The following is a 22,468-nucleotide window of genomic DNA, read 5'->3' as shown; positions in this document are numbered from 1 at the left end:
GGGAGCAGGGTCCAACCCAGACCAGAGGGGAGCAAGTGCCCTCTGCGATTGATGGGATGACAACGTTGCCAAAGGCTGCTGTCTCCTCCGGCCTCTGTCAAGGTTTCCGGCACGGTCCGCTTGTGACGGCGGCGTGTTGAGGGCCGGGAGCAGGCGAATCGGATCCGGCGTCCCTGTCCCGGCCTGACGAGCCCGGCAGGTGCCTGGATCCCACACCCGCTCCCTTTCCGGGCGAACCGAGCCGGTCGGCAGGGGCGGATCGGGGAGCGCGGATCAGGAGGCGGGCGGTGCCGTGCGCGCGCGGTGGCGGCGTACCGCGTCGCGGTTCGCGCAGAGTGGGGAGCAGTAGCGCTGCCGTCCCGTGCGGGAGGTGTCGGCGAAGATCATGGTGCACTCGGTCACTGCGCAGCGCCGGAGGCGGTGCATTCCCCGGCCCGCCAGGTGAAGTGCCGTACCTACGGAGATCAGTGAGAGCAGCACGGCGGCCGGCGGTTTCCGGTCGTCGCGGTAGTGGAGGTGCCAACCGCTGCCGGCGTGGTTGGTCATCCGCGGGAAGGCGGCGGCCTCCGCCAGCATCCGGTTGAGCAACTCGGCGCGCTCGTGTTCGTCGGCGGCGTCGACGACCTTCTCCCACGCCTCCAGCGCGTCCCGGGTGCGAGCGAGGTCCTGCGAGGTGACCGGCCGCTCCAGCACCAGTCCGGCGGCACGGCAGCGGTCCGCGAGTTCCTCGGCGTCGGCGGGGGGCCGGTTGGCCAGGTCGGCCGCCAGGTTCACGGCATCCGCGCCGTAAGGGTTGAGGTGCACAAGGGCATTACATCAGTCTGGTCGGTATGCAACAACGCATCGGAAGACCCTCCCCCGTGCGGCAGGCGCTGGAGTACGACCTGGTGGAGCTCGTACGGCTGCGGGCGCTGCTGTTCGCGGACCTCGGCGGTGACTTCTTCCACCCCGCGCCGGCGGAGGACGACTGGCTGGACGCCTTGGCCGTGGTGCTCAGGAAACAGCTGACCGATGACGCCGTACGCATCCTCGTCGTGGACGGCGACCCCGGCGGAGGCCTCGCCGCCTGCGGAATCGGCACGATCGAGCAACGACTGCCGGGCCCGCACCTGCGCAACGGCAGAATCGGCCACGTGATCGGCGTGGTCACCGACCCGGCGCACCGGCGGCGCGGTCACAGCCGCTCGATCATGCGGGGCCTGCTCGACTGGTTCGAGGACAGCGACGTCGCCCGAGTGGACCTGTACGCCTCCGCCGAAGGCGAGGGCCTGTATCGCGAACTCGGATTCACCGACCACCCCGACCCCTCGCTGTACTGGCGCCCGTGACAGGACGGGCCGACGACGCGCGGTACAGGTGGATCGTGGAAGGCGCGGCCGGGCGGAGGCTCCCGCCCGGCCGTTGTCCTCAGACCGTCGACGGCTGCTCGGGCAGCACGTGGTCGCCGATCTTGTCGGTGCTCAGGCACAGCGAGCAGACGACGGAGCCGTGTGTCCGGCAGGCGGCCAGGTCGGGGCGCTCGTACGCCTGGTGGCACACGTGGCAGTCGTACGTCGTCGCGCTCGGGTTGCCTTCCGTGTCGAGCAGCGGCTCATCGATGCCGTCGTCGGTGCGGCGCAGGTAGTACTTGCCCTTGGTGACGATCGCCATCAGTGGGGTGAGGACGAAGGCGATGGCTGCCGCGGCGACGGGAGAGTACGGCTGCAGGGTGTCACCGAGGGCGTGGAAGTACATGGCGATCGACAGACCGGAGGCGGCGCCGAAGGCGACGACACCGACGGGGTTGACCGCGTGGAGCATCCCGCGACGGAACTCGGGTGCGTGCGGGGAGAGCTTCAGCAGGTACTTGTTGATGCCGATGTCCGTGGCGACGGTGACGACCCAGGCGATGGCGCAGTTCGAGTAGAAGCCCAGGATGCTGTTGAGGAAGCTGAACATGTCGGCTTCCATCAGGATCAGCGCGAAGCCCAGGTTGACCAGGACGAAGACCATGCGGCCGGGGTAGTGCCTGGTGACGCGCGTGAAGGAGTTGGTCCACGCGAGCGAGCCGGAGTAGGCGTTCGTCACGTTGATCTTGATCTGGCTGATGACGACGAGCGCCACGGCCAGGGGGATGACCATCCAGGACGGCATCATCGTGTCGAAGGCCCCACGGAACTGCTGGATGGGCTCGGTGGCCGAGGCCGGTCCGACCTTGGCCAGGATGTACACGGCGAGGAAGACGCCGATGGCCTGCTTGAGCGCGCCGAGCACGACCCAGCCGGGACCGGCCATGACTACCGCGGTCCACCAACTGCGCTTGTTCGCCGCTGTCTTGGGCGGCATGAAGCGCAAGTAGTCGATCTGCTCGCCGATCTGCGCGATGAGGGAGAGACAGACGCCGGCGCCGAGGAGGACGGAGGCGGTGTTGACGCCGCCGTCGCCGTCCGTGCCGGCGTAGGCGAGGAAGCGGTCGACGGTGCCGGGGTCGTCGGAGATGAGGTAGACCAGCGGGGCGACCATCAGAAGCAGCCAGACCGGGGTCGTCCACACCTGGAGTTTGCTCAGCGCCTTCATGCCGTAGATGACCAGCGGGATCACCATCAGGGTGGAGACGGCGTAGCCCAGCCACAGGGGGAGTCCGAGGCCGAGCTTGAGTCCCTGGGCCATGATCGAGCCTTCGAGGGCGAAGAAGATGAAGGTGAAGCTGGCGAAGATGACGCTGGTGACGACCGAGCCGTAGTAACCGAAGCCCGAGCCGCGGGTGATGAGGTCCAGGTCGATGTTGTAGCGGGCGCCGTAGTACGCCAGCGGGAAGCCGGTGACGAAGATGACGACCGCGGCCACGGCGATCGCCACGAGCGCGTTGCCGGTGCCGTGGGTCAGGCCGATGCCGGCGCCGATGGAGAAGTCGGCCATGTAGGCGATGCCGCCGAGCGCGGTCGTCGCCACGATCATCGGGGTCCAGCGGCGGTAACTGCGGGGCGCGAAGCGGAGGGTGTAGTCCTCCAGCGTCTCCTTGGTCGCCTGACTGGTCGGGGAGTTGGGCTCTGCGGCCGTCTGCGGTGACTGCGTGGCGCTCATGGTCAGCCCTTCGGGGATGCGGGGTGCGAGGCGCTGAGTGGATGCGGTGAGCGGTGGGGCACCCCCGGGTGGCGACGTCGGCAGCCGGGGCCTCGTAGTGGCCGGGTGAATTCCCGGAACTTCAGCGGCGGTTGACGTGGGCTCTGCCCGGCTGCGTATACAACTTCGGATCCATGGGCGGCCACGGTAGGAACGGCGTGTTTCCCGGACGTCTCTTGCCTGGTGAACGGCTCGTTTCCGGGATCTCACCCCGGTCCGCGGCTGTCGGGGCGACCGGAACGCACGCCGGCGGGTCCGCTCGCCTTCCGGATCACCTGACGAGAGCAGGCACCCGTGAACCGTGAGGCAAGAGCACGCCGAGCGCGCGGGACTCGTCTCCCGTGTGGTCCCGGCCGACGACCTGCTCGACGAGGCGCTCGCGGTGGCCGAGACCGTCGCCGCGATGTCGCTGCCGGTGGCGGTGGCGGTGCCGGTGACCGGTCACGGGTGGGGGCCGGGTGATCCGCACCACCCGGCGGGCGAGAGCGGGATCATGCAGAGCGGGATCACGCCAGGTGGTGCGGTATTGGCCATGCACCCGACACACGGTACGGTCGCTCTGATATCGACGACGGAGTCACGGAAGCCGGTGAGAATCCGGCACGGTCGCGCCACTGTGGACGGTGCACCCCGCAAGGGGGCGCACCGCGAGTCAGACCCGGGGCCGTCGTCCTGTGCACCACCGAGACGGGACGCGAACTCCCAGAGGAGGCCCTGCCATGGCGCAGCATGTCGCCCAGCCGACAGCGACCACCCCCGCCATTCCCGCCAAGCTGCCGATCGGCGCGATCGTCCCCTGGGCGGTCTTCTTCGGCATCCTGATGCTGGTCCTGCTCTACTTCGTCGGCGCCGAACAGGGCGCCACCTCGGTCGTGTCCGGCGAGAACGTGCACGAGTGGGTCCACGACGCGCGACACCTCCTCGGCTTCCCCTGCCACTGACCTGAGGGACGCCGCAGAACCCATGAACTCCGCAACAGTGAGAAACCTGCTCGTTCGGGGCATGCTCGCCGGCCTCGGAGCCGGCGTGCTCGCCCTGGTCGTCGCCTATTTCCTCGGCGAACCGAACGTCGACAGCGCGATCGGCTTCGAGGAGACCCACGCCCCCGCCCACGAGCACGAGGTCGAACTCGTCTCCCGCAGCCTGCAGTCCACCGCCGGCCTCGCCACCGGTGTCCTGATCTACGGGGTGGCGTTCGGCGGCATCGCGGCCCTCGCCTTCTGCTTCGCGCTCGGCCGCGTGGGCCGCTTCGGTCCGCGGGCCACGGCGCTGCTCCTGTCGGGGACGGCGCTGCTCGCCGTGTACGTCGTGCCGTTCCTGAAGTACCCGGCCAACCCGCCCGCGGTCGGCGACCCCGACACCATCGGCAAGCGGACCACGCTGTACCTCCTGATGATGGTGTTGAGCGTGCTCCTGGCGATCGCCGCGGTCATCGCGGGCAAGCGGCTCGCGCCGAAGCTGGGCACCTGGTACGCCACCGTCGTCGCCGTCCTCGGCTTCGCCGTCGTGATCGGCCTCGCATACGCGTTCCTGCCCGCCGTCAACGAGGTGCCGAGCGACTTCCCGGCCACCTTGCTGTGGCGATTCCGCCTGTCCGCCCTCGCCCTGCAGATCACGCTGTGGGGAGGCTTCGGCCTCGTCTTCGGCGACCTGGCCGAACGGCTGCTGCACCCCAAGCCGGCCACGGTGACCGCGGGCACGGCGGTGGCCGCCCCGCAGTGACATGACCGGGACGACGCCCTGACCGGGACGACGCCCTGATCGGGACGTCGCCCTGATCGGGACGTCGCCCTGATCGGGACGTCGCCCTGGCCGGGACGACACCCTGGCCGGTACGACGCCCTGATCGGCGCGACGAGAGGGCCCGCGGAACCATCCGGGGGCTCTCTCTCGCGTCCTCCGGCAGCGCCGACTGGGACCATGGTCCGCGTCATCGCGCACCACCACGGAGGCCGTACCGGCAGCCGCGGACGCCGATTGCCTGCGCTGCGCAGCGCGGTTGCGGTGCTGTTGCGCCGGCACCGGGACGCGGCGTCATGACGCAGCGGAGTGGGCCTCTCCTTCGCGTCGCCGCATGAGAATGATCAGCTAGAGCATCGCAGGAGGCTGCCACTCCTGTCCGAGGACATGGTGGTCGAGGAAGTTCAGCACCGTCTCGTACATCAGCCGAATGTGGTTCGGCGCTTCGATGGCGTGACCCTCTTCCGGGAAGTACAGAAACCTGACGGGTACGCCGAGCCGTTGCAGGTCGTCGTGCAGACCCATCCCCTGGCCGACCGGTACCCGGTAGTCCTTGCCGCCGTGCACGATCAGCATCGGTGTCGTCATCCGTGCCGCGTCGAAGTGGGGCGAGTTGGCCTCGTACCGCTCGCGCTGCGTCCGCGGATCGCCAAAGATCGTGCGGAAGTACGCGTGCATGTCCGTGTCGACCTGGAACGCCTCGAGGTTCCACATCCCGGCGTGCGAGACGATCGCCTTGAAGCGGTCGGTACGAGTCGCGGCTCGATTGGCCAGGTAGCCTCCGAAGGACCAACCGGCAAGGCCCGTCCGGGTCACGTCGAGGTCGCCGCGTGCCAGTGCCGCGTCCGTGAGGGCGATGACGTCACGGTAGGGCTGACCGCCGTACTGGCCCCGGCCGCGTTCCTGCATGCGCTGCCCGTATCCGGTGGACAATGCCGGGTCCGGTAGCAGCACCGCGTAGCCGCGGGCCGTGAACGGCCAGGGGTTCCACAGCCACGTCCAGGAGTTCCAGGACGCCTGCGGTCCACCGTGCGGGGCGATGATCAGCGGAGCGGGGCGCTCCTCCGAGGCGCCCTCGGGCAGAGCAAGCCAGGCGCGCAACGGGAAACCGTCGTCTGCCTCGGCATGCACCTCGGTCAGCGTGCCGGGAAGCGAGCCGAGGGCACCGGGAGCCTTGAGGAAGGCGGGTTCTTGATCGACCGCGGCGGCATCCAGCCGAACCACTCGTGGCGGACTGTCGATCGTGCTGCGCAGCGCGTAGAGGGTGGACCCGTCGGGCGTCACACACAAGGAGGCGTAGGCGCCGGAGGCGGTCAGACGGGTGATCGTGCCGTCCGGGTCACGCCGGAAGGCCGGGCAGTGACCCCGTTCATCCCCGGTGAACCACAGCGTGGCGTCCCCGGGGATCGGCGAGAGGACCGCCCGCCCCGGCCACGGCCAGTTGTCGAACTCCGGCAGGAGATCGGTCTCTTCACCCGAGGCCAGGTCGAAGGCGACGAGCGTGACGCGCCACTCCGAGTCGTACGTCTCCTCCCGCTGTCGCTGGCAGACCAACGTCGAGCCATCGGCGGTGAACGCCGGGCGGTAGTACTGCTGGCCAGGGCGCGAGAAGGTGCGGCGCTCGGCTCCCGTGACCGCGTCGGCCACCACCACAACATTCGTGTCCGGGGCACGGCCGCTCGCGGACCGCGTGTAGGCCACGAGCGATCCGTTCGGTGAGAGAGCTATGTCTCCGTCGCCCGCCGGACCCTGGCTGCCGGCGTTCACCGGAGCCCCGTCGGAGTGCAGGACGAATGTGTGCGGTTCTTCCGGGCCGAGGGCTGTACCCCAGGCACAGATCGCGGTCGCACCGTACAACACCGCGTTGACCAGGGCACTTTCGCGTTCACGGAGATGCTCCGTGTACCTCCCGGCACCCACGGTGCCAGGCAGCAGATCGGCGGTGTAGGCGACAGCGCCGGCGTCCTTGGCGACGGTGAACGTTGATACGCCTCCTGGGTGGTGGGCGATCCGCTCGGCCTCGCCGCCCTCAGGCAGTCCCCACACCGCAACGCCCTGGCTGTCCCCCTTTTCACCGGCGGAGTCCGTGTCCTCGCGGTCGGAGAGGAACAGCAGTGTGCCGTCGTCGGCGAACGCGGGAGCGAAGTCACCCGGCACGGACTGGGTCACGAGGTGACTCTCACGTTCGCCCGAGGGGTCGACCTCCCACAGCGTCGAAACGTGCCTGTTTCCCGCATCGTTGATCGACCGCACGGACACGATCAAGCGTCTCCCGTCGGGCGCCAGAACCAACCCGGTCAGGCGAGGGTGCGTGGCGAACAGGTCGTGGAATGCGGAGGCATCGTCCGGTGCGTGGATCATGGCGATCATCCTGCCTTTCGCACCCGAGCTGGGACAGGGGTCGAATCGGCCGAGGGACCGCGCGCATGACCGCGGACCAGCTTCACCGTGCTCGCGTAGGTCGCGGTGGTCCCCTCGGAGCGGTCCCGGCCGGCTCTCCTCGTGATGCGGCTGCCCGGTTCGCGGGGGCCGCGGGCGGGAGGTTTCGCGGGGGCCGCGGACGGGAGGTGATGGGCGCACCCGCGTCCGAGCTGGTCATCGAGAGACGGATTAAGTTAGGTTAGGCAAACCTAAGTTTCCGTCTGGTTATGGAGGACCGGGATGCGACGTACCCCCACACGTCCCAGTGTGCCGACAGCAGTTGAGCGCGTCCGCTCGATCCTGGCCGCTGCGCATTCGCTGACGGTGGTGAGCGATGGGCGGCACACCGAAGTCCGCCGTCTCGAAGACACCGGGACCATGGGTCACTTCCACCTGCACGCCCCGTTCGAAGGCACCGGCACGCGGTCGGGCGAGCGGATCCCCGTCCGGTTGGAGCTGACCGACATCGCCCCCACGCCCGTACGCGACCGGCTGCGTGCCCGGGTCACCCTGACCGGTCTGCTGGCGGCGCCGTACGACCCCGAGGCCGAGGAGAGCACGTGCGTGGAGTTCGGGCAGGGGGTGTTGGAGGACGCCGAGGGGCGCGCGTACGTGACCCTCCAGGAACTGGAGGCGACCGAACTCGACCCGCTGGCCACGGTCGAGGCCGGCATGCTGAGCCATCTCATCGACGACCACGGCGAACTCGTACCGCTGCTTCTGCGTCTCGCCCGTCCGCTCCCGGACATCGGCGTGCAGCGTGTGCTTCCGGTGGGGATCGACCGCTACGGCCTGACCCTGCGTCTCGAATACCGGCACACCCACCGAGACGCCCGGCTGCCCTTCAAGACACCCGTGGACCACATCGACCACGTCGGTCCCCAGATCCACGCCCTCCTGGCCGCGGCCCGCCGCCTGTCCCACACGGGTCACTTGCTGACTTGAGCCGAGAAGGGCCGAAGTCCATGACGTCGTCCCGTCTCGCCCCGTACCCCATGCCCGCGGCAGCGTCGCTGCCCGTCGACGGTCCCTCGTGGAGCATCGACCCGCGGCGATCGGCGATTCTGGTGCAACACGTGCAGAACTACCTCCTACGCTCCCTGCGTGACAGTGCGCCCACCGGTCAACTCCTTGCCAACGTAGGCCGGTTGACGCGGTGCGCCTGGTCGACGGGTGTGCCCATCGTGTACGCGGTGCGGGTTCCGGGACAGCCGGCCGGCGGAGCGGGTCACGTCCTTCTGGAGCCGCCCGCCGAGGCCGAGCCCCGTGCGGTCGCCGACGTCGTCGAGCCGCAGGCCGGTGACATCGTGCTCGCCGCCAAGCGGTACAGCGCGCTCGTCGGCACCCGGCTGCGGGCGCGCCTGAAGGAGCCGGGGCGGGACCAGCTCGTCGTCGTCGGTGCGGCCGCGCGGACGGAGGTGCTGCTCACCGCCGCGGACGCCTGGATGCAGGACCTGGAGCCCTTCGTGGCGCGGTGACGCCGTGGTCGACAGGACGGCCGCCGGTCACGCGATGGCCTTACAGTGGCTGGCCACCACCTGCGCGGTGGTCGTGGTCACCGACGCCGTGGTGGAGGCGTTCCGCGGGCAACGCGTCGATGCCGAGGCGGTCTGAGCGGAGACCGAGGCTTCGGCGGACGAGGACCTGCGCCGGGCCGAACGCCGACCGGGCCGACCCGTCAGCTACGCAGGCGGAGCGGGAGCGCGCCGCACAACTGGCTCGTGCTGTCATCAGCAACCCGTCCAGGAACGAGAGGCGCGCCATGACGTCGGAGTCACCGGAGTTCGATCACCTTCTGCACTGCGTTCCCGGTGTGGCGTCCGCGGTCGCCGTCTGCACGGCCGCCGGGCTGCCGGCACACACCAACCCGCCGTACTTGGGCTTCCAGAACGGAGCGTGGCGCCTGGACGTGCGGTACGTGGAGATCCTCGGCATCGTGGACCGCGACGAGGTCGCCGGGTCCCCGTACGGCAGGGCGATGACGTCATGGATGCCCGTTGTCGACGACCTCGTCGCGGACGGGGGCGGTGTGCTCAACTTCGCCGTCAACGTCACCGATGTCGCCGCGACCACGGAACGTCTGCGGCGCGAGGGTCATGAGGTCGAACTCGTTACGTTCGCCACGGAAGGCTCGCCTGTGTCGTTCCGGGAGGCGTTCCTGCGGGACGCACCGCGCTGGGCCGGTTCTTCATCACCTACACCCCCGGCCGGCAGGTGTGCGATCTGCCGACTGACATCCGCGACGCGCTCGCCACGACCCTGACGCAAAGGCTGCCAAGTCCATCGTTCCACACCCGGAACTCTCCGAAGCGCAGTTGCGCACCATGGTCGACCGGCACGGAGTCCGGGTCGTTGCCAGGGTGGCGACCAACCCGGACGCGAATGAGGCACTGCTGGGAGGCGCTCACCCAGCACGAAGCCTCGGCACACAAAGCGCTCCGCGAGTTTCCTCGGCATCGCAACGCGACGGCTCTGGCGCTGCTCGCCTGCCTGGCCAACAGGCAGTTGAGGCGCGTCGCCGCCGGCCACCCCGAGCAACGTCCGGGATCCACAAGATGACGCGTACCGCCAAGCTTCCGACGGGTCGAGGGTGTGCCGTTCCTCCGCGTCGTTTAGTTCGAGCGCGGGGACCCGCTCGGACTGTGATCCGCCGGGACGGGTCCATCGACCTTTGGTCTTTGCTTCAGGGCCGAGTAACGGCATGTCTCAAGCGAAAGAAATAAGTCTGCCGCATCGTTGGGCTGCCCCTGATGTGGACTGCGAGGACATGCTTCTGCCTCGTTCTTGCCGGAGGTCGTAGACCGCATCAGCAACCTGACCATTGTGCACGTTTTGTGTGTTGTAGCGGTCCCAACGCTGCGGCTTGCCTGACCTTCGCCCCTAGTGAAGCTGGACGCCCGCCTTTGCAGGTCTCGACTACTTGGTGTTCCTGCAGCTGGTCGGCATGGTCGATTGTCAGCCACATGTCAAACGATCCTTGACGGGCTGCGGTTGCCAGTGTTTGGCTCCATGTTGGTTTTTGTGAAGAACATGTGACTGAGGTGGGGACTTGACTGCCGTACGGGGAGGGCGTCTTCGTGGTGCTTGGCGAACAACAAGGAGCTGGCGCGCGACGAGCGCGATCACATTGACTGCTGTGGTGGCGTCGCTGGTGCCAGGGTTCGGCACCTTGGCCGGGCCCGCATATGCGAATGATGCGAAGGCCGACCCGGGGCAATCGGCATCGGAGCGGGCCGCCTTGACAGGACGACCAGTCGAGGTGGAATCCGAACGAAGTGCGTACACGCAGACGATGGCGAACCCGGACGGCACCTACACGTTGACGCAGTCGACGACTCCGCAACGGGTGAGAGCGGATGACGGCTCCTGGCAGGATATCGACGTCACCCTGGAGCGCCGGCCCGACGGGACGGTTGGCCCCAAGGCGGCAGCGGTTGATCTGGCGTTTTCGGGTGGTGGCGAGGGGCAGGCCCTGATCCGCGTTGGGAACGAGAGAGGTGCCCTCGAACTCGGCTGGCCGGGCGGCCTTCCCGAGCCGACTCTGGAGGGTGCGACCGCGACGTATCCGGAGATCTTCAAGGGAGTTGACCTCCAAGTCACAGCGAGGGCAGAGGGCTATCGCGAGATACTGGTCGTCAAATCGGCCCAGGCTGCGGGCAATCCGCGGCTTGACAAGGTCAAGCTCACTGCCTCCGGCAAGGGATTGCAGGTCATTCCGAGTCGAGACGGCGGGCTGCGTGCCATCGATGAGGACGGAAACACCGTCTTCGACGGGCCGGCCGGTCTCATGTGGGATTCGTCCGGTGGCGAGCCGACGGGTGTGAAGCCGGTGCAGGCCGCCAAGGCGGCTGGGACGGTGCGGTCGGCCGCTGACGGTAAGCCGGATGTCACCGTGCCGAGTCCCGGCGACGCCAGCGCTGAGATGCCGGTGAAGGTCGAGCGCGGCGCGATCAGTGTGAAGCCGGACCTCAAGCTGCTGCGCGGCAAGGACACTGTCTACCCGGTGCGCATCGACCCCTCCATCGGGCTTGGCGCCTCGGAGCGCACGGTGCTGTCCAACGACGGTGACGTGTTCTGGCAATTCGACGGCGACTACGGTGTCGGCAACTGCAGCCGGCTCGGTCCGTACTACTGCGACAAGGACCACACCAACCGAATGTACTTCGAGTTCGGCCCGTCGAAGTTGTCCGGCAAACAGGTCATCGACGCGACCTTCCGGGCGAAGGAGACCTGGTCGTTCACCTGTGATGCGAAATGGGTGGACCTGGAGCGCACGGACAACATCTCCAAGACCAAGTCCTGGCCCGGCCCTGCACAGAGGGATCAGATGGGCGATCGGCTGGTGTCCGCTGGACGCGGCGACTTGTGTAGCCCCGACCAGCCGGATGAGTGGATCGAGTTCAACGACAATCCCGCTGAGTCGGACGAGAATCTCACCGCATCGGTGAAGAACCTCGCGTCGGGCAAGTTCAGTGCGCTGACACTGATGCTGCGAGCCAAGGACGAGGGCGACCCCGCAGCCTGGAAGCGGTTCGACGACAATGCCGAACTACAGGTCGTCTACGTACCGAAACCGGGCATCCCTTCCTCGGTCGGTCTGATCCCGGGCAATGGCAATACGTCGTACTGCAGTAAGTCGTCGTCCAGCCCCACGGTCGTCACCCGTTTTGATCCGATGGCCCAGGCTCGAGTGCAGACGCAGGTCAAGCCGAAGTCGAACGATGAGAAGGGCGAGCTGCAGGCGGAGTTCGTTGTACAGCGCGGAGATGACGCGGCCTGGCATCAGGTCTGGTCCGACTACCGGCCCAAGCCGGGTTGGGTCAAGGACGACACCCTGCAGAGTGTGCGGATGGACAACAGAGCTGATGGCGGCCAATACCGGATGAGGGCTCGCACCCAATCACACTGGGCGTACGGCACCAAATCCGGTGACCTGTGGTCTTCGTACTCCCCCTGGTGCTATTTCAAGATTGACTCAACCTCGCCGAAGGCCCCGCAGATCTCCGCGAGTGGTATCTACACCGAGTGCACCGCGAATCTGTGTGAAGGCAAGGGCGGCCCCGGCGTCGCAGGATCCTTCCAGATCAAGCCGAATGCGGCAGACACGGACGTCACCGCATACCGATGGCGTCTGCTCACGCAGAAGGGCGCCACGACCACGACCGGCTCGAGCGTCACTATCAACCCGGTTCCTTCTTTGTCGGGCCTGCAGGTATTGACGGTGGAGGCCAGGGACGTCCGCGAGCGGTGGGGCACGCCAAGCGAGATCGCCTTCAAAGTATCTCCTGCTGCCGGCCCCGTCGGGACCTGGCACTTCGCCGACGGCACACCGGGCTCCACCGTGGTCAGCGCCAAGGACAGCGCGACCGAAGGCACACGGCACGACATGACGCTGCACCCGCAATCCGACGGTACCGCCGCCTCGTGGTCTGTGCTGGGCCGGCGCGGTACGGACGACTACTCATTGCGCCTAAACGACGATGTGACCGACGCGGCCAAGCAGACGGGCTATGCCTCCACGGTCGTGCCCGCCGTGAATACCGGGGACTCGTTCACCCTCTCCGCCTGGGTATTGTTGACCGACAACTCGACGACGCGGGTGGTGGCTGCTGCGCCGGGCACGAATAGCTCAGCGTTCACGCTGTACTACTCGTCCAGTTACAAGAAGTGGGTTTTCAACCGCACGGCTACTGATGCGAAAACCAGCCCTGTCTACATCCGGTCGATCGCTGATGCCGTGAACCCGGCCGAGGAAGTTTGGACCCATCTCGCCGGTGTCTTCGACACCAAGGGCGACGCGGACAAGACCAACGACACCATCCAACTGTTCGTCAACGGGCGGCCGCAGGGTCAGCCTGTCAAGCTGTACGCGGCCTCCAGTGCTTACACACCCTGGACTTCGACCGAGGGGCTGCAAGTCGGCCGGTCCAAGGTCGGCGGTGTCTACGGCGAAAACTTCGCCGGCAAGGTGGATGAACTCAACCTGTGGCAGCGTGCGTCGACAGCAGACGAAGTGCGCCAGGACGCGCGTTTGGAGACCGACAGCGTTCCGGCGACCGAACTGGTCGCCTTCTGGGACACTGCAACCGCGGAGAACGGGAAGGTCACCGAGTTCACCTCGTACGCGCTGGGCTCGATGAACGTCTCATCCACCGGTGCGCTGGCCGACCCGGACGACAATGATCTCGAACTCGACGGCGTCTCAGGGTATATGGCCACGACGGGACCAGCCGTGGACGAAACCGGCTCCTTCACAGTGACCGCCGATGTCAAACTGGACGGGGCAAAGTTCACCGCGATGAAGGTGGGCGGAAGAGCGCAAATCTTCGGCCAGGCAACCCCGGACGGCAAGGAGTCGTCCTGGGCGCTGTGGGTGGAGAAGGTGTCCAACGATGGATACCTTTGGCGCTTCGGCCGCACCGCCACAGACTCCACCGGCAAGGTGCTTGGCAGCGCCTCGGTACCGTCCGAGACCTCGGCTGAGATGGACACCTGGGTGCAGGTGACCGGCGTCTACGACGCCACAGAGGAAGCCGACGGTGGTTACGGTAATACCCACCTGTATGTAAGCGAGGCCGAGCAAGCCCAGGAGGGTGGTTCCGCCTTCACGGCTGTGGAGCAGGGCGGTGGCGAGATCGCCGTGGGCCGCGGCCCTGCGGGCGGCTTCAACGGACACTACCTGCCCGCATCGCTGGACGAGGTGCGCGTGTGGGTCGGTGCGATGACTGCCGACCAAGTCCGCACGAGGGTCTTGGGCACACCTGGCGACGAGTGATTCGACCGGGTAGGGCGGCAGGCAGAACCCGTCGCCCTACCCGGCGTGACCACTGATCCACACAGATTCATTGCCGGCCCATTCTTGATGGGCAGAACTCGGCATGTTCGGCGCCGCCCGACAAGAGGTGGTGCATCAGGGGAGCAGAGAACATGAGCAGTTTTGGACCGAGCACCATAGTCGGCAGTAGATGGGGCCAACGTGTCGCCTCAGTCGTGGGCTTTGCCCTGCTGGCGGGGGCAGTGACCCCCGTGGCCTTCGCTGCGGATGCCGGGCCGCTGGGGCAGCCCAAACTGACGGCGTCTCCGGCGGCCGAGGTTTCGCCTTTCACGGCCCAAAACAGCAAGAAGACGACTGCCCTGGTCCGGAAAGCGGAGAAGGCTGACCAGGACGCGGCTGTCCGCGCCCGCGCCGACCAGCAGCGCGAGGTCGCCTGGCCAACAGAAGGCAGCGCGAAGATAGTCTTGGCGGCTGGCGAAACCGTCAAGGCTGCCCCGGGCTCGCTCCCGGTCGCTGTCTCGGCACCTCGGTCAGGCGCAGCGCCAAGGTCGCTCATGGTGAAAGTCCTGGGCCAGGAGGCTGCTGACCAGCTCGGGATCAAGGGCATCGCGCTTCAGGTGCGCGGGCCGAATGGGGGTGGAAAAGCTCGCCTGGGCCTCAACTATTCGGAGTTTGCTGCCGCTTACGGTGGTGACTGGGCTGGCCGTCTCCAACTGGTGCGCCTGCCCAGCTGTGCCTTGCAGGAGGTGTCCACTGCGCATTGCCGCACTCGCACACCCCTGGACTTCACCAACGACCGTACGGCACAGAGCATCTCGGCGCCCCTTTCCCTTCCCGCTGACGGAGCAGCGGTGACCCTTGCGGTAGCGGCGGGAACACAGTCCGGTGCCGGCGACTACAAGGCGACACCTTTGTCGGCTGCTTCCTCGTGGGAGGCAGGAGGTTCCTCGGGCAGCTTCACGTGGTCGTACCCCTTGCGCATGCCCCCGGCAGCGGCGGGTCCCAAGCCGGTGATGTCGATCGCGTATGACTCGGGAAGCATCGACGGTCAGACTGCCTCGACGAACAACCAGGGCACCACGATAGGCACCGGCTTCAGCCTCACCGCGTCGTACGTTGAGCGGAAATACGGCTCCTGCGACGACGACGGACAGAGCGAGAAATACGACCTGTGCTGGAAGTATGACAACGCCTCTCTCGTCCTCAACGGCAAGGCCACGGAACTCGTCAAGGACGACACCACCGGCACGTGGCGATTGGAGAATGACGACGCCTCCACTGTCACCCACTCCACCGGCGGCGACAATGGCGACGACAACGGGGAATACTGGACTGTCACCACGGGGGACGGCACCAAGTACGTCTTCGGCCTCAACAAACTGGACGGCGCGGGCGCGGGCGACCGTACGGACTCGGTATGGACCGTGCCAGTGTTCGGCGACGACGAAGGCGAACCCGGCTACTCCGACGGCACCAACTTCTCCGACCGGGACAAGAAGCAAGCCTGGCGGTGGAACCTCGATTACGTCGAGGACACCCACGGCAACGCCATGTCGTACTGGTACACGGCAGAGCACAACAACTACGACAAGCTCGGTGACGACAACACCGGGACGGACTACGACCGGGGCGGTTACCTCGAGGAGATCCGCTACGGCCAGCGCGCGAACGCCCTCTTCTCGGCATCCCCGGTCGCTTCGGACAAGGTCACGTTCACGTACGCCGAACGCTGTGTGGTTTCCGGCGCCGGCTGCGACTCACTGACCAAGGACACCCGCGACAACTGGCCCGACGTGCCCTACGACACGATATGCAAAGACGGCGACAAGTGCACCGGCATGACAGGACCGTCGTTCTTCATCCGTAAGCGCCTAACAGGCATCTCCACCCACGCCTGGGATGCAGCCGCAGCCACCCCCGGATACAAGGCAGTTGACGCATGGTCACTCAAGCAGAAGTACTTGGATCCGGGCGACACCGGCGATTCTACGGATCAGTCGCTGTGGCTGGACGAGATCAAGCACACCGGCAAGCGCGGAACGGACCTCGCCCTGGACCCGGTGAAATTCACCCATGTCATGCGGCCCAACCGGGTCGACGGTGCATCTGACAACATCCTCCCGTTGAACAAGCCGCGCTTGTACACCATCACGTCCGAGGCGGGCGCGGTGACGACTGTCAACTACGCGGGCCAGGAATGTGCGGCGGGGCAGGCCAAGCCGAAACTCGACGAGAACACAAAGCGCTGTTATCCGGTGTACTGGTCGCCCAACGGTCAGAAGGACCCGATCCTCGACTGGTTCCAGAAGTACCCCGTCACGTCCGTATCCACATCGGACCAGACAGGCGGCTCGGAACCAGTCCAGGACACCTATCAGTACTCCGGCGGTGGGGCCTGGCATTACAACGACGACCCCATGACGCCTGCAAATGAGCGCACCTGGTCGATCTGGCGTGGCTACAGCAAGGTCACCCACCTCGCGGGTGTTGCCGGGCGTACGCAGTCCAAGACAGTGACTGTCTACCTTCGTGGGATGAGCGGTGACCGCGTCCTAGGCGCGGACGGCAAGACTCCCGATCCGGACAAACGCAGTACGGTCGCAGTCACCGGTATCAAGGCCGCCGAGGTCGTCGACTCCGACCAGTACGCCGGCTTCGCCCGTGAGTCGGTGACCTACAACGGGGCCGCCGAGGTATCCGGCCAGATCAGCGACCCCTGGTCCAAGAGGACGGCAACTCAGCACAAGTCATATGCGGACACGGAGGCGTACTACGTACGTACCGCAGCCACCCACAGCCGTACGAACATCACGAGCAAGCTCAACCCGGTCGACCGGGTGCGCACCGTCAAGACGACCTACGACGACTACGGGATGGCCGAGACCATCGAGGACGACGGCGATGATGCCGTCCAACGCGATGAGACCTGCACCCGGACCTGGTACGCGCGCAACGACGACCTTGGGATCAACTCGCTCACCTCACGGGTTCGTACGGTTGCCAAGACATGCGCAACTGCCGACAGCGCTCTGGATCTTCCGTCCGACTGGGGACGCTCCGGTGACATCGTCACCGACACGTCGGCGGTCTACGACAACACCGAGGCGACCACTTGGTCTGCGACGCAGAAGCCGACCAAGGGCGACGTGACGTGGACCGGGCGCGCCAGCAGATATGGCAGCGACGATGCCCCAGCGTGGCAACGGACCGCCGGCTCCACCTATGACAGCCTGGGCAGGCCGGTGACCGCTTCGGACGCCAACGGCCTGGTAACCCTGGTGACCGACTATGTACCCACCTCATCCGGCCCGCTGACCTCCAGCAGCGCAAAAAACGCCGAGAAGCACAAGACCACGACCTCAGTGGACTTCGGGACCGGTGCGGCACTCACGGTCACTGATCCCAACATGAAAATCACGGAAACCGAGTACGACAGCCTCGGTCGCACGACCAAGGTTTGGCTTCCCAACCGCTCCCATTCCCTGGGCAAGACACCGAACTACATCTACGACTACAAGGTCAGCAGCTCAGCAATGTCCTGGGTGTCCACGGGTACCCTCAAGGGCGACGGCTCGGGTTACAACACCGCCTACGCGTTCTACGACTCGTTGCTGCGTTCCCGTCAGGCCCAAACACCGGCACCGACCGGAGGCCGGAACGTCTCGCTGACCCTGTATGACGACCGAGGCCTCGCCGTAAGTACGCAGGCCGATATCTGGGACGCGAACAGCGAGCCGTCCGGCACCCCGGTGCAGCCAGACGGAGGCCAGGCCCCGATCCAGACCGACACCGTCTACGACGGAGCGGCGCGGCCCATCACTCAGACCACCACGTCCCGCGACCTCTCGACAGCCGACAAGAAGATCGTTCATAGCTGGGTCACCGACACCAGCTACACCGGTGACACCATTGCCACTTCCAGCGTGAGCGGCGGACAGGCCGCCGCAGTCGTCACCAACGCTCTCGGCCAGACAACCCAACGACGTGAATATGGCAGCGCCAAGCCGACCGGCACCGACTACACGACCATCGACTACACCTACACTCCCGGCGGCCAGCAGAAGACCATCACCGGTCCCGATCAGTCGCAGTGGTCGTACGACTATGACCTGTTCAGCCGCCAGGTCGGCGCTACGGACCCGGACAAGGGTAAGACGACCACGCACTACGACATGCTGGACCGCGTCGACAACACCGTGGACGCGGAAAGCAGGACGCTTCTCTACGGCTACGACGACCTGAACCGAAAGACGGGCCTCTGGCAAAATTCCAGGACAGACCCCAACAAGCTCGCGGCCTGGACCTTCGACACCCTCGCAAAGGGACAGTCGGACACCGCCGTTCGATACGACGACGGGGTGAGCGGCAAGGCCTACACCCAAAAGGTCACCTCCTACGACAGCCTCTACCAGGTCACTGGAAGTCAGCTGACTCTGCCCGACAAGGACCCGCTGGTCGCTGCGGGGGTACCGAAGACCCTGTCTGCATCAGCGATGTACAACCTGGATGGAACCATCAAGCAGACGACTGAGCCTGCCGTCGGCGGCCTCGCCTCTGAAACCATCCAGTACACCTACAACGCAACGGGCCAGCAGCTGAAGGCCACAGGCGTCACCGGCTATCTGCAAGGTGCCCTGTTCTCTCCGCAAGGCGACCTACGTCAACTCAGACTGGGCACCGACGGCACCGACTCGGCGAAACTCGCCTACGTCACGAACGACTACGAGCCCGGCACCCGGCGTCTGACCCGCTCCTACATCACCGACGACGTACACGGCTATATGCCGCAGGAGCTCAAGTTCAGCCAGGACGAGGCAGGCAACGTCACCTCGATCGTCGATGCCACCACCCAGGGCGGCACCACCAAGGCGGACTACCAGTGCTTCGTCTACGACGGCCACAGCCGTCTGACCGAGGCGTGGACTCCGAAGACGCCGGACTGCGCCGGCTCCGGCCGCACCCAGTCCAACATTGACGGTGCAGCGCCCTACTGGAGTTCGTACACCTATAACGACGCAGGCCAGCGCAAGACGGAAACCCAGCATGCGAGCACCGGAGCCACTACCACCAACTACACGTACGGCACCACGAATGGCCAGCCGCACCCGCTGACCAGCACTACTGGCCCCAAGAGCAACAGCTATGGCTACGACAAGACCGGTAACACCACATCCAGGCCCGGCCCTTCGGGTCCGCAGAGTCTGGTCTGGAGCAGCGAGGGCAGGCTCGCCGCCACCACCGACACCAAGGCGGACACGGGGTACCTCTACAGCGCGGACGGTGATCTGCTGATCCGCCGCGCCAAGGGGGACGGCGACACGGTCTTGTACCTTGGATCCACTGAGGTACGCCTGACGGCCAAGGGCACCGCCGCGAGCCTCTCCGGCACGCGCTACTACACGGCCAACGGCCAGACCATTGCCGTTCGCGCCGCGACCTCGGGCTCGTCCAGGCTCAGCTTCCTCGCCGCCGACCATCACGGCACGTCTAGTGTGGCCCTGGACGCCACCGCCTATGCAGTCACTAAGCGCTACACGAGCCCCTTCGGTGCGGAACGCGGCCAGAAGGCCACCAACTGGCCAGACGACAAGGGATTTTTGGGCAAGCCGGCGAATGTCTCCACGGGCCTGACCCATGTGGGCGCCCGTGAGTACGACCCGGGAACCGGCCAATTCCTCAGTGTCGACCCCGTACTCGCCGTCGATCAAGTTCAGTCCCTCAATGGATACGGCTATGCCAACAACACGCCAGTGACGGAGAGCGACCCAACCGGGCTAGACCCGTGCGGTCGTCTGAAGTGTGGTCATGAAGGCGACAATTGCAGCGATCCGGACATCTACTGCTACAACTCGAAGGCGGACGGGACTGCCGACGTAACCGGCGTCGTCCCGTCCTCCGGTGGCACCGCGTCGACCAGCAGCACTGGAACCACAGGGCGCGCTGCTGCTGTGAATCGCCTTATCGACCTGGGGCCGAAGACAGATGACCAGAACACCCTCCTTCGATACTTCTATGTATATGCATCAGGGAGTACCGGTACGGGCGATTTCTGGGATACCCCGGTTGGTGAAGGAGACCGCCTTTCCATGGCCTGCTACGGCAGGGCAGGGTGCCAGAAGGCATACAGCTACCTGCTGGATACCGGGGACACCACCGGCGCCAAGAGAATCGCGGCGACCTACTGCCTTGACCACGCTAAGCGGTGTGCAACGGACGCTAGCCACGAGAAGCTGACCTCCGACCTGATGCAGGAAGCTCTTGGGCTGATCGCCTTGGGAGCTGGTGGCGGAAAGTACGGCTGCAAGTGCTTTTTGGCGGGGACGGACGTCCTCATGGCCGACGGCACGACCAAGGATATTGAGGATGTCAAGCTCGGAGACAAGGTCCTGGCTACGGATCCGAAAACGGGTGTATCTAAAGCGCGAGAAGTGACCCGGCTGATCAGGACGGACGGCGACAAGTACTTCAACAATCTGTCCGTCGCCACGCATGACGGTATCCGATCACTGACGGCCACCCACGAGCATCCCTTCTGGTCGCCCTCTGAGCACCAGTGGATTAAGGCGGGCGATCTTAGACCCGGGATGACCCTGCTGAGCGATGACGGCTCCACGGTCGTTGTCACAGCAAATCATGCTTTTAGTCGGCATGCTCGAACCTACAACCTCACCGTCGATGACCTCCACACGTACTATGTACTCGCTGGTCAGACGCCGGTCCTCGTTCACAACTCGAACGGGCTCTGTGGGCCGGGGGCCAGAACTGCATCAGAAGCCGGAATCAGCCCGAACGATGCGCAGCGTATCCAAAATGCTGCCGATAAGGCCGGCCAGCCGATCATCGTAGTCGGAAGCCGCGCGAACGGCAGCGCTAACCCGGCATCGGACTGGGACTACATCTTGTCCGGCCCGTCGAGGTCTCGGCATAGCCAGCAGAACTCTCTGCCGAGGGGGACCGGGGATGGCGAGGGAAGTGGTCGAGGGCGCGACTTCTGGCAGAACTACAATCCAAGTCGGCCAGACTATGCAGAACTGGATCCGAGTAAGCCCCATGTCATATTCGAGCCCCGGAGACGGTGATCAATTGAAAGCGTCGGAGCGGATCATCAACGAGGTTGCCCAGGGGCTCCTCGGCTGGGAGGAGGGGCTGAGCTGGTTCTCTTCCTTGGAGCAGGCCGAGCAAAAGGCGGTGCTGCATGAAGTGGTTCGCTACTCCATGCAGGCCCACGCAACAGCGGAGGACGGCCGAGAAGGCGTTCTGCGATCAGGAGTGAAGCCGACAGCGAATCCCGCTGTTCTGATTGTCAGGGAACCGCTACTCCAGCAAATGGGAAAGATTATCAATCTTCCTGAAGCCGAGTATGTGAAGGCGTTTCGTGTTCTCCTTTCTACTTTCGTCGTGGCCGATACGCGACGGAGAGAAGTGGAGTGTCGAGGAAGTTGCAGCCACGCTTGGCATAACTTGACATAGGCGTGATCGGCGGGCCTTGCGGCCTCTCGGCAGCAGCATCAAGTACCGGTCACTACGACTACCTGAATTCGGGTCGGCGTACAAAATGGGAGCCCCCACCAGGCGCGTGCTTGGTGGCGGCTCCCGGTCGTTTGACGGCAACGTCAGCGAACGGTTGCCACGGAGGGTGGGTTTTCTCGGTCGTCGTTGCCTGTGCCGAGTACGTCGTTGAGGGTGTCGATGGCTTGGCGTTGGAGGCGGAGCCGGACGTGGGCGGGAGACGCCGGCGGTGACGCCGATGTGGGCGTGGCCAAGAAGTTCCTTGATCACGACGAGGCCGACGCCCTGCTCCAGCAGCAGGGTCGCGGTCGAGTGCCGTAGGTCGTGGAAGCGAATGCGGCGCAGCCCTGCGCGGCTGGGGAATGCCGCGAAGCGGCGGGTCATGTTGGCTGGGTCGAGAGGACCGCCCCTTGGGGTGGTGAAGACGAGGCCGCTGTCCTTCCAGCTTGCCCCGGCCGCTTTGCGTTCTTCTTCCTGACGTTCCTTGTGGCTCTTCAACGGGTGGACGCACTCGCGCGGTAGGGCGATGCGACGCTCGGATGCCCGGGTTTTGGTGGGCAGGCTAGTCAGGCCAGCCGTCCGGGTGCGCTGGAGTGAGTAACGGACGCTCGTCGTTCCGCCGTCGAGGTCGAGGTCTTCCCAGCGAAGGCCGAGGAGTTCGCCTTTGCGGAGCCCGGTGCGCAGGGCGAGTTCGTACAGGGCATGCAGCCGGTCCTTTCGGGCCGCCTCAAGGAGCTGCCGACGAGAACGCAGGTGCGCCCGTGCGCCCGCGCGCCCCGCACCGCGCGCCGCAGGCTGGCGCCAGTGTGCGCGGCCGGGTGGCCGCCACGGAAACATTTCAACGCTGTCCAAAGTGTAGGGACCGCGGCTGAACTCCCAGCGCTGAATGCCGTCGGCGAACTGCTTGAACGCGGCTTGCCT

General features: G+C 66.0%; 12 protein-coding genes, 2 pseudogenes and 1 riboswitch. Of the genes and pseudogenes, 10 read left to right on the top strand and 4 right to left on the bottom strand.

The window, feature by feature from the left end; translation table 11 throughout:
* Window positions 1–273: 273 nt before the first annotated feature.
* Window positions 274–804: a CGNR zinc finger domain-containing protein gene (locus ACFVYF_RS29210; RefSeq protein WP_389460107.1), complete on the bottom strand. Its 531-nt coding sequence runs from the start codon at window positions 802–804 to the stop codon at window positions 274–276.
* Between the two features lie 26 nt (window positions 805–830).
* Here ACFVYF_RS29210 and ACFVYF_RS29205 point away from each other — a divergent pair, with 26 nt between their 5' ends.
* Window positions 831–1,328: a GNAT family N-acetyltransferase gene (locus tag ACFVYF_RS29205; RefSeq protein ID WP_389460106.1), complete on the top strand. Its 498-nt coding sequence runs from the start codon at window positions 831–833 to the stop codon at window positions 1,326–1,328.
* A gap of 79 nt (window positions 1,329–1,407) precedes the next feature.
* On the opposite strand, the gene ACFVYF_RS29200 is transcribed toward ACFVYF_RS29205, so the two are convergent.
* Complete coding sequence (locus ACFVYF_RS29200; RefSeq protein ID WP_389460104.1) at window positions 1,408–3,063, bottom strand: purine-cytosine permease family protein; 1,656 nt, start codon at window positions 3,061–3,063, stop codon at window positions 1,408–1,410.
* A 352-nt stretch (window positions 3,064–3,415) separates the two neighbouring features.
* Between ACFVYF_RS29200 and ACFVYF_RS29195 the strand changes: the two are divergent.
* From ACFVYF_RS29195 to ACFVYF_RS29185, 3 genes and pseudogenes are all read left to right on the top strand, one after another.
* Window positions 3,416–3,526 (top strand): annotated as a pseudogene (locus ACFVYF_RS29195) (enoyl-CoA hydratase); the annotation flags it as partial.
* A gap of 157 nt (window positions 3,527–3,683) precedes the next feature.
* A riboswitch (cobalamin riboswitch) is annotated at window positions 3,684–3,760 on the top strand.
* A gap of 61 nt (window positions 3,761–3,821) precedes the next feature.
* Window positions 3,822–4,043: a CbtB-domain containing protein gene (locus tag ACFVYF_RS29190; RefSeq protein WP_389460103.1), complete on the top strand. Its 222-nt coding sequence runs from the start codon at window positions 3,822–3,824 to the stop codon at window positions 4,041–4,043.
* A 22-nt stretch (window positions 4,044–4,065) separates the two neighbouring features.
* Complete coding sequence (locus ACFVYF_RS29185) at window positions 4,066–4,824, top strand: CbtA family protein (RefSeq protein WP_389460101.1); 759 nt, start codon at window positions 4,066–4,068, stop codon at window positions 4,822–4,824.
* A gap of 366 nt (window positions 4,825–5,190) precedes the next feature.
* Here the strand turns inward: ACFVYF_RS29185 and ACFVYF_RS29180 are convergent, their stop codons facing one another.
* The gene (locus ACFVYF_RS29180; protein ID WP_389460099.1) at window positions 5,191–7,011 is read right to left on the bottom strand and encodes a S9 family peptidase; all 1,821 of its coding nucleotides are present in this window, start codon (window positions 7,009–7,011) and stop codon (window positions 5,191–5,193) included.
* Window positions 7,012–7,503: 492 nt separating this feature from the next.
* On the opposite strand from ACFVYF_RS29180, the gene ACFVYF_RS29175 reads away from it, so the two are divergent.
* The 6 genes from ACFVYF_RS29175 (at window position 7,504) to ACFVYF_RS29150 (ending at window position 21,508) form a co-directional block, all read left to right on the top strand.
* The gene (locus ACFVYF_RS29175) at window positions 7,504–8,208 is read left to right on the top strand and encodes a DUF2470 domain-containing protein (protein ID WP_389460097.1); all 705 of its coding nucleotides are present in this window, start codon (window positions 7,504–7,506) and stop codon (window positions 8,206–8,208) included.
* Between the two features lie 20 nt (window positions 8,209–8,228).
* On the top strand, window positions 8,229–8,741 hold the full coding sequence (locus ACFVYF_RS29170; RefSeq protein ID WP_389460095.1) for an isochorismatase family protein: 513 nt from the start codon (window positions 8,229–8,231) through the stop codon (window positions 8,739–8,741).
* Window positions 8,742–9,025: 284 nt separating this feature from the next.
* Window positions 9,026–9,526: a VOC family protein gene (locus tag ACFVYF_RS29165; protein ID WP_389460094.1), complete on the top strand. Its 501-nt coding sequence runs from the start codon at window positions 9,026–9,028 to the stop codon at window positions 9,524–9,526.
* Window positions 9,527–10,402: 876 nt separating this feature from the next.
* Entirely contained in the window at window positions 10,403–14,038 is a 3,636-nt protein-coding gene (locus ACFVYF_RS29160; RefSeq protein WP_389460092.1) for a LamG-like jellyroll fold domain-containing protein, read from the top strand.
* Window positions 14,039–14,190: 152 nt separating this feature from the next.
* On the top strand, window positions 14,191–21,117 hold the full coding sequence (locus ACFVYF_RS29155) for a polymorphic toxin-type HINT domain-containing protein (protein WP_389460090.1): 6,927 nt from the start codon (window positions 14,191–14,193) through the stop codon (window positions 21,115–21,117).
* On the top strand, window positions 21,089–21,508 hold the full coding sequence (locus ACFVYF_RS29150; RefSeq protein ID WP_389460088.1) for a DUF5958 family protein: 420 nt from the start codon (window positions 21,089–21,091) through the stop codon (window positions 21,506–21,508). The genes ACFVYF_RS29155 and ACFVYF_RS29150 overlap by 29 nt, the downstream gene beginning before the upstream one ends.
* Before the next feature lie 143 nt (window positions 21,509–21,651).
* On the opposite strand, the pseudogene ACFVYF_RS29145 reads toward ACFVYF_RS29150, so the two are convergent.
* Window positions 21,652–22,288: pseudogene (locus ACFVYF_RS29145) on the bottom strand (site-specific integrase); the annotation flags it as partial.
* Window positions 22,289–22,468 lie beyond the last annotated feature (180 nt).

The sequence above is a fragment of the Streptomyces sp. NPDC058274 genome (genome assembly GCF_042881375.1).
GTDB lineage: Bacteria > Actinomycetota > Actinomycetes > Streptomycetales > Streptomycetaceae > Streptomyces.
The sequence above is the reverse complement of the archived record's forward strand: the minus strand, read 5'-3'. Positions and strand labels throughout refer to the sequence as shown.

What these genes read in the sequence shown, in the direction of transcription:
- ACFVYF_RS29205 (WP_389460106.1), top strand. Translation starts at nt 831, where the DNA reads ATGCAACAACGCATCGGAAGACCCTCCCCCGTGCGGCAGGCGCTGGAG.
- ACFVYF_RS29200 (WP_389460104.1), bottom strand. Translation starts at nt 3,063, where the DNA reads ATGAGCGCCACGCAGTCACCGCAGACGGCCGCAGAGCCCAACTCCCCG.
- ACFVYF_RS29190 (WP_389460103.1), top strand. Translation starts at nt 3,822, where the DNA reads ATGGCGCAGCATGTCGCCCAGCCGACAGCGACCACCCCCGCCATTCCC.
- ACFVYF_RS29185 (WP_389460101.1), top strand. Translation starts at nt 4,066, where the DNA reads ATGAACTCCGCAACAGTGAGAAACCTGCTCGTTCGGGGCATGCTCGCC.
- ACFVYF_RS29175 (WP_389460097.1), top strand. Translation starts at nt 7,504, where the DNA reads ATGCGACGTACCCCCACACGTCCCAGTGTGCCGACAGCAGTTGAGCGC.
- ACFVYF_RS29170 (WP_389460095.1), top strand. Translation starts at nt 8,229, where the DNA reads ATGACGTCGTCCCGTCTCGCCCCGTACCCCATGCCCGCGGCAGCGTCG.
- ACFVYF_RS29165 (WP_389460094.1), top strand. Translation starts at nt 9,026, where the DNA reads ATGACGTCGGAGTCACCGGAGTTCGATCACCTTCTGCACTGCGTTCCC.
- ACFVYF_RS29155 (WP_389460090.1), top strand. Translation starts at nt 14,191, where the DNA reads ATGAGCAGTTTTGGACCGAGCACCATAGTCGGCAGTAGATGGGGCCAA.
- ACFVYF_RS29150 (WP_389460088.1), top strand. Translation starts at nt 21,089, where the DNA reads ATGTCATATTCGAGCCCCGGAGACGGTGATCAATTGAAAGCGTCGGAG.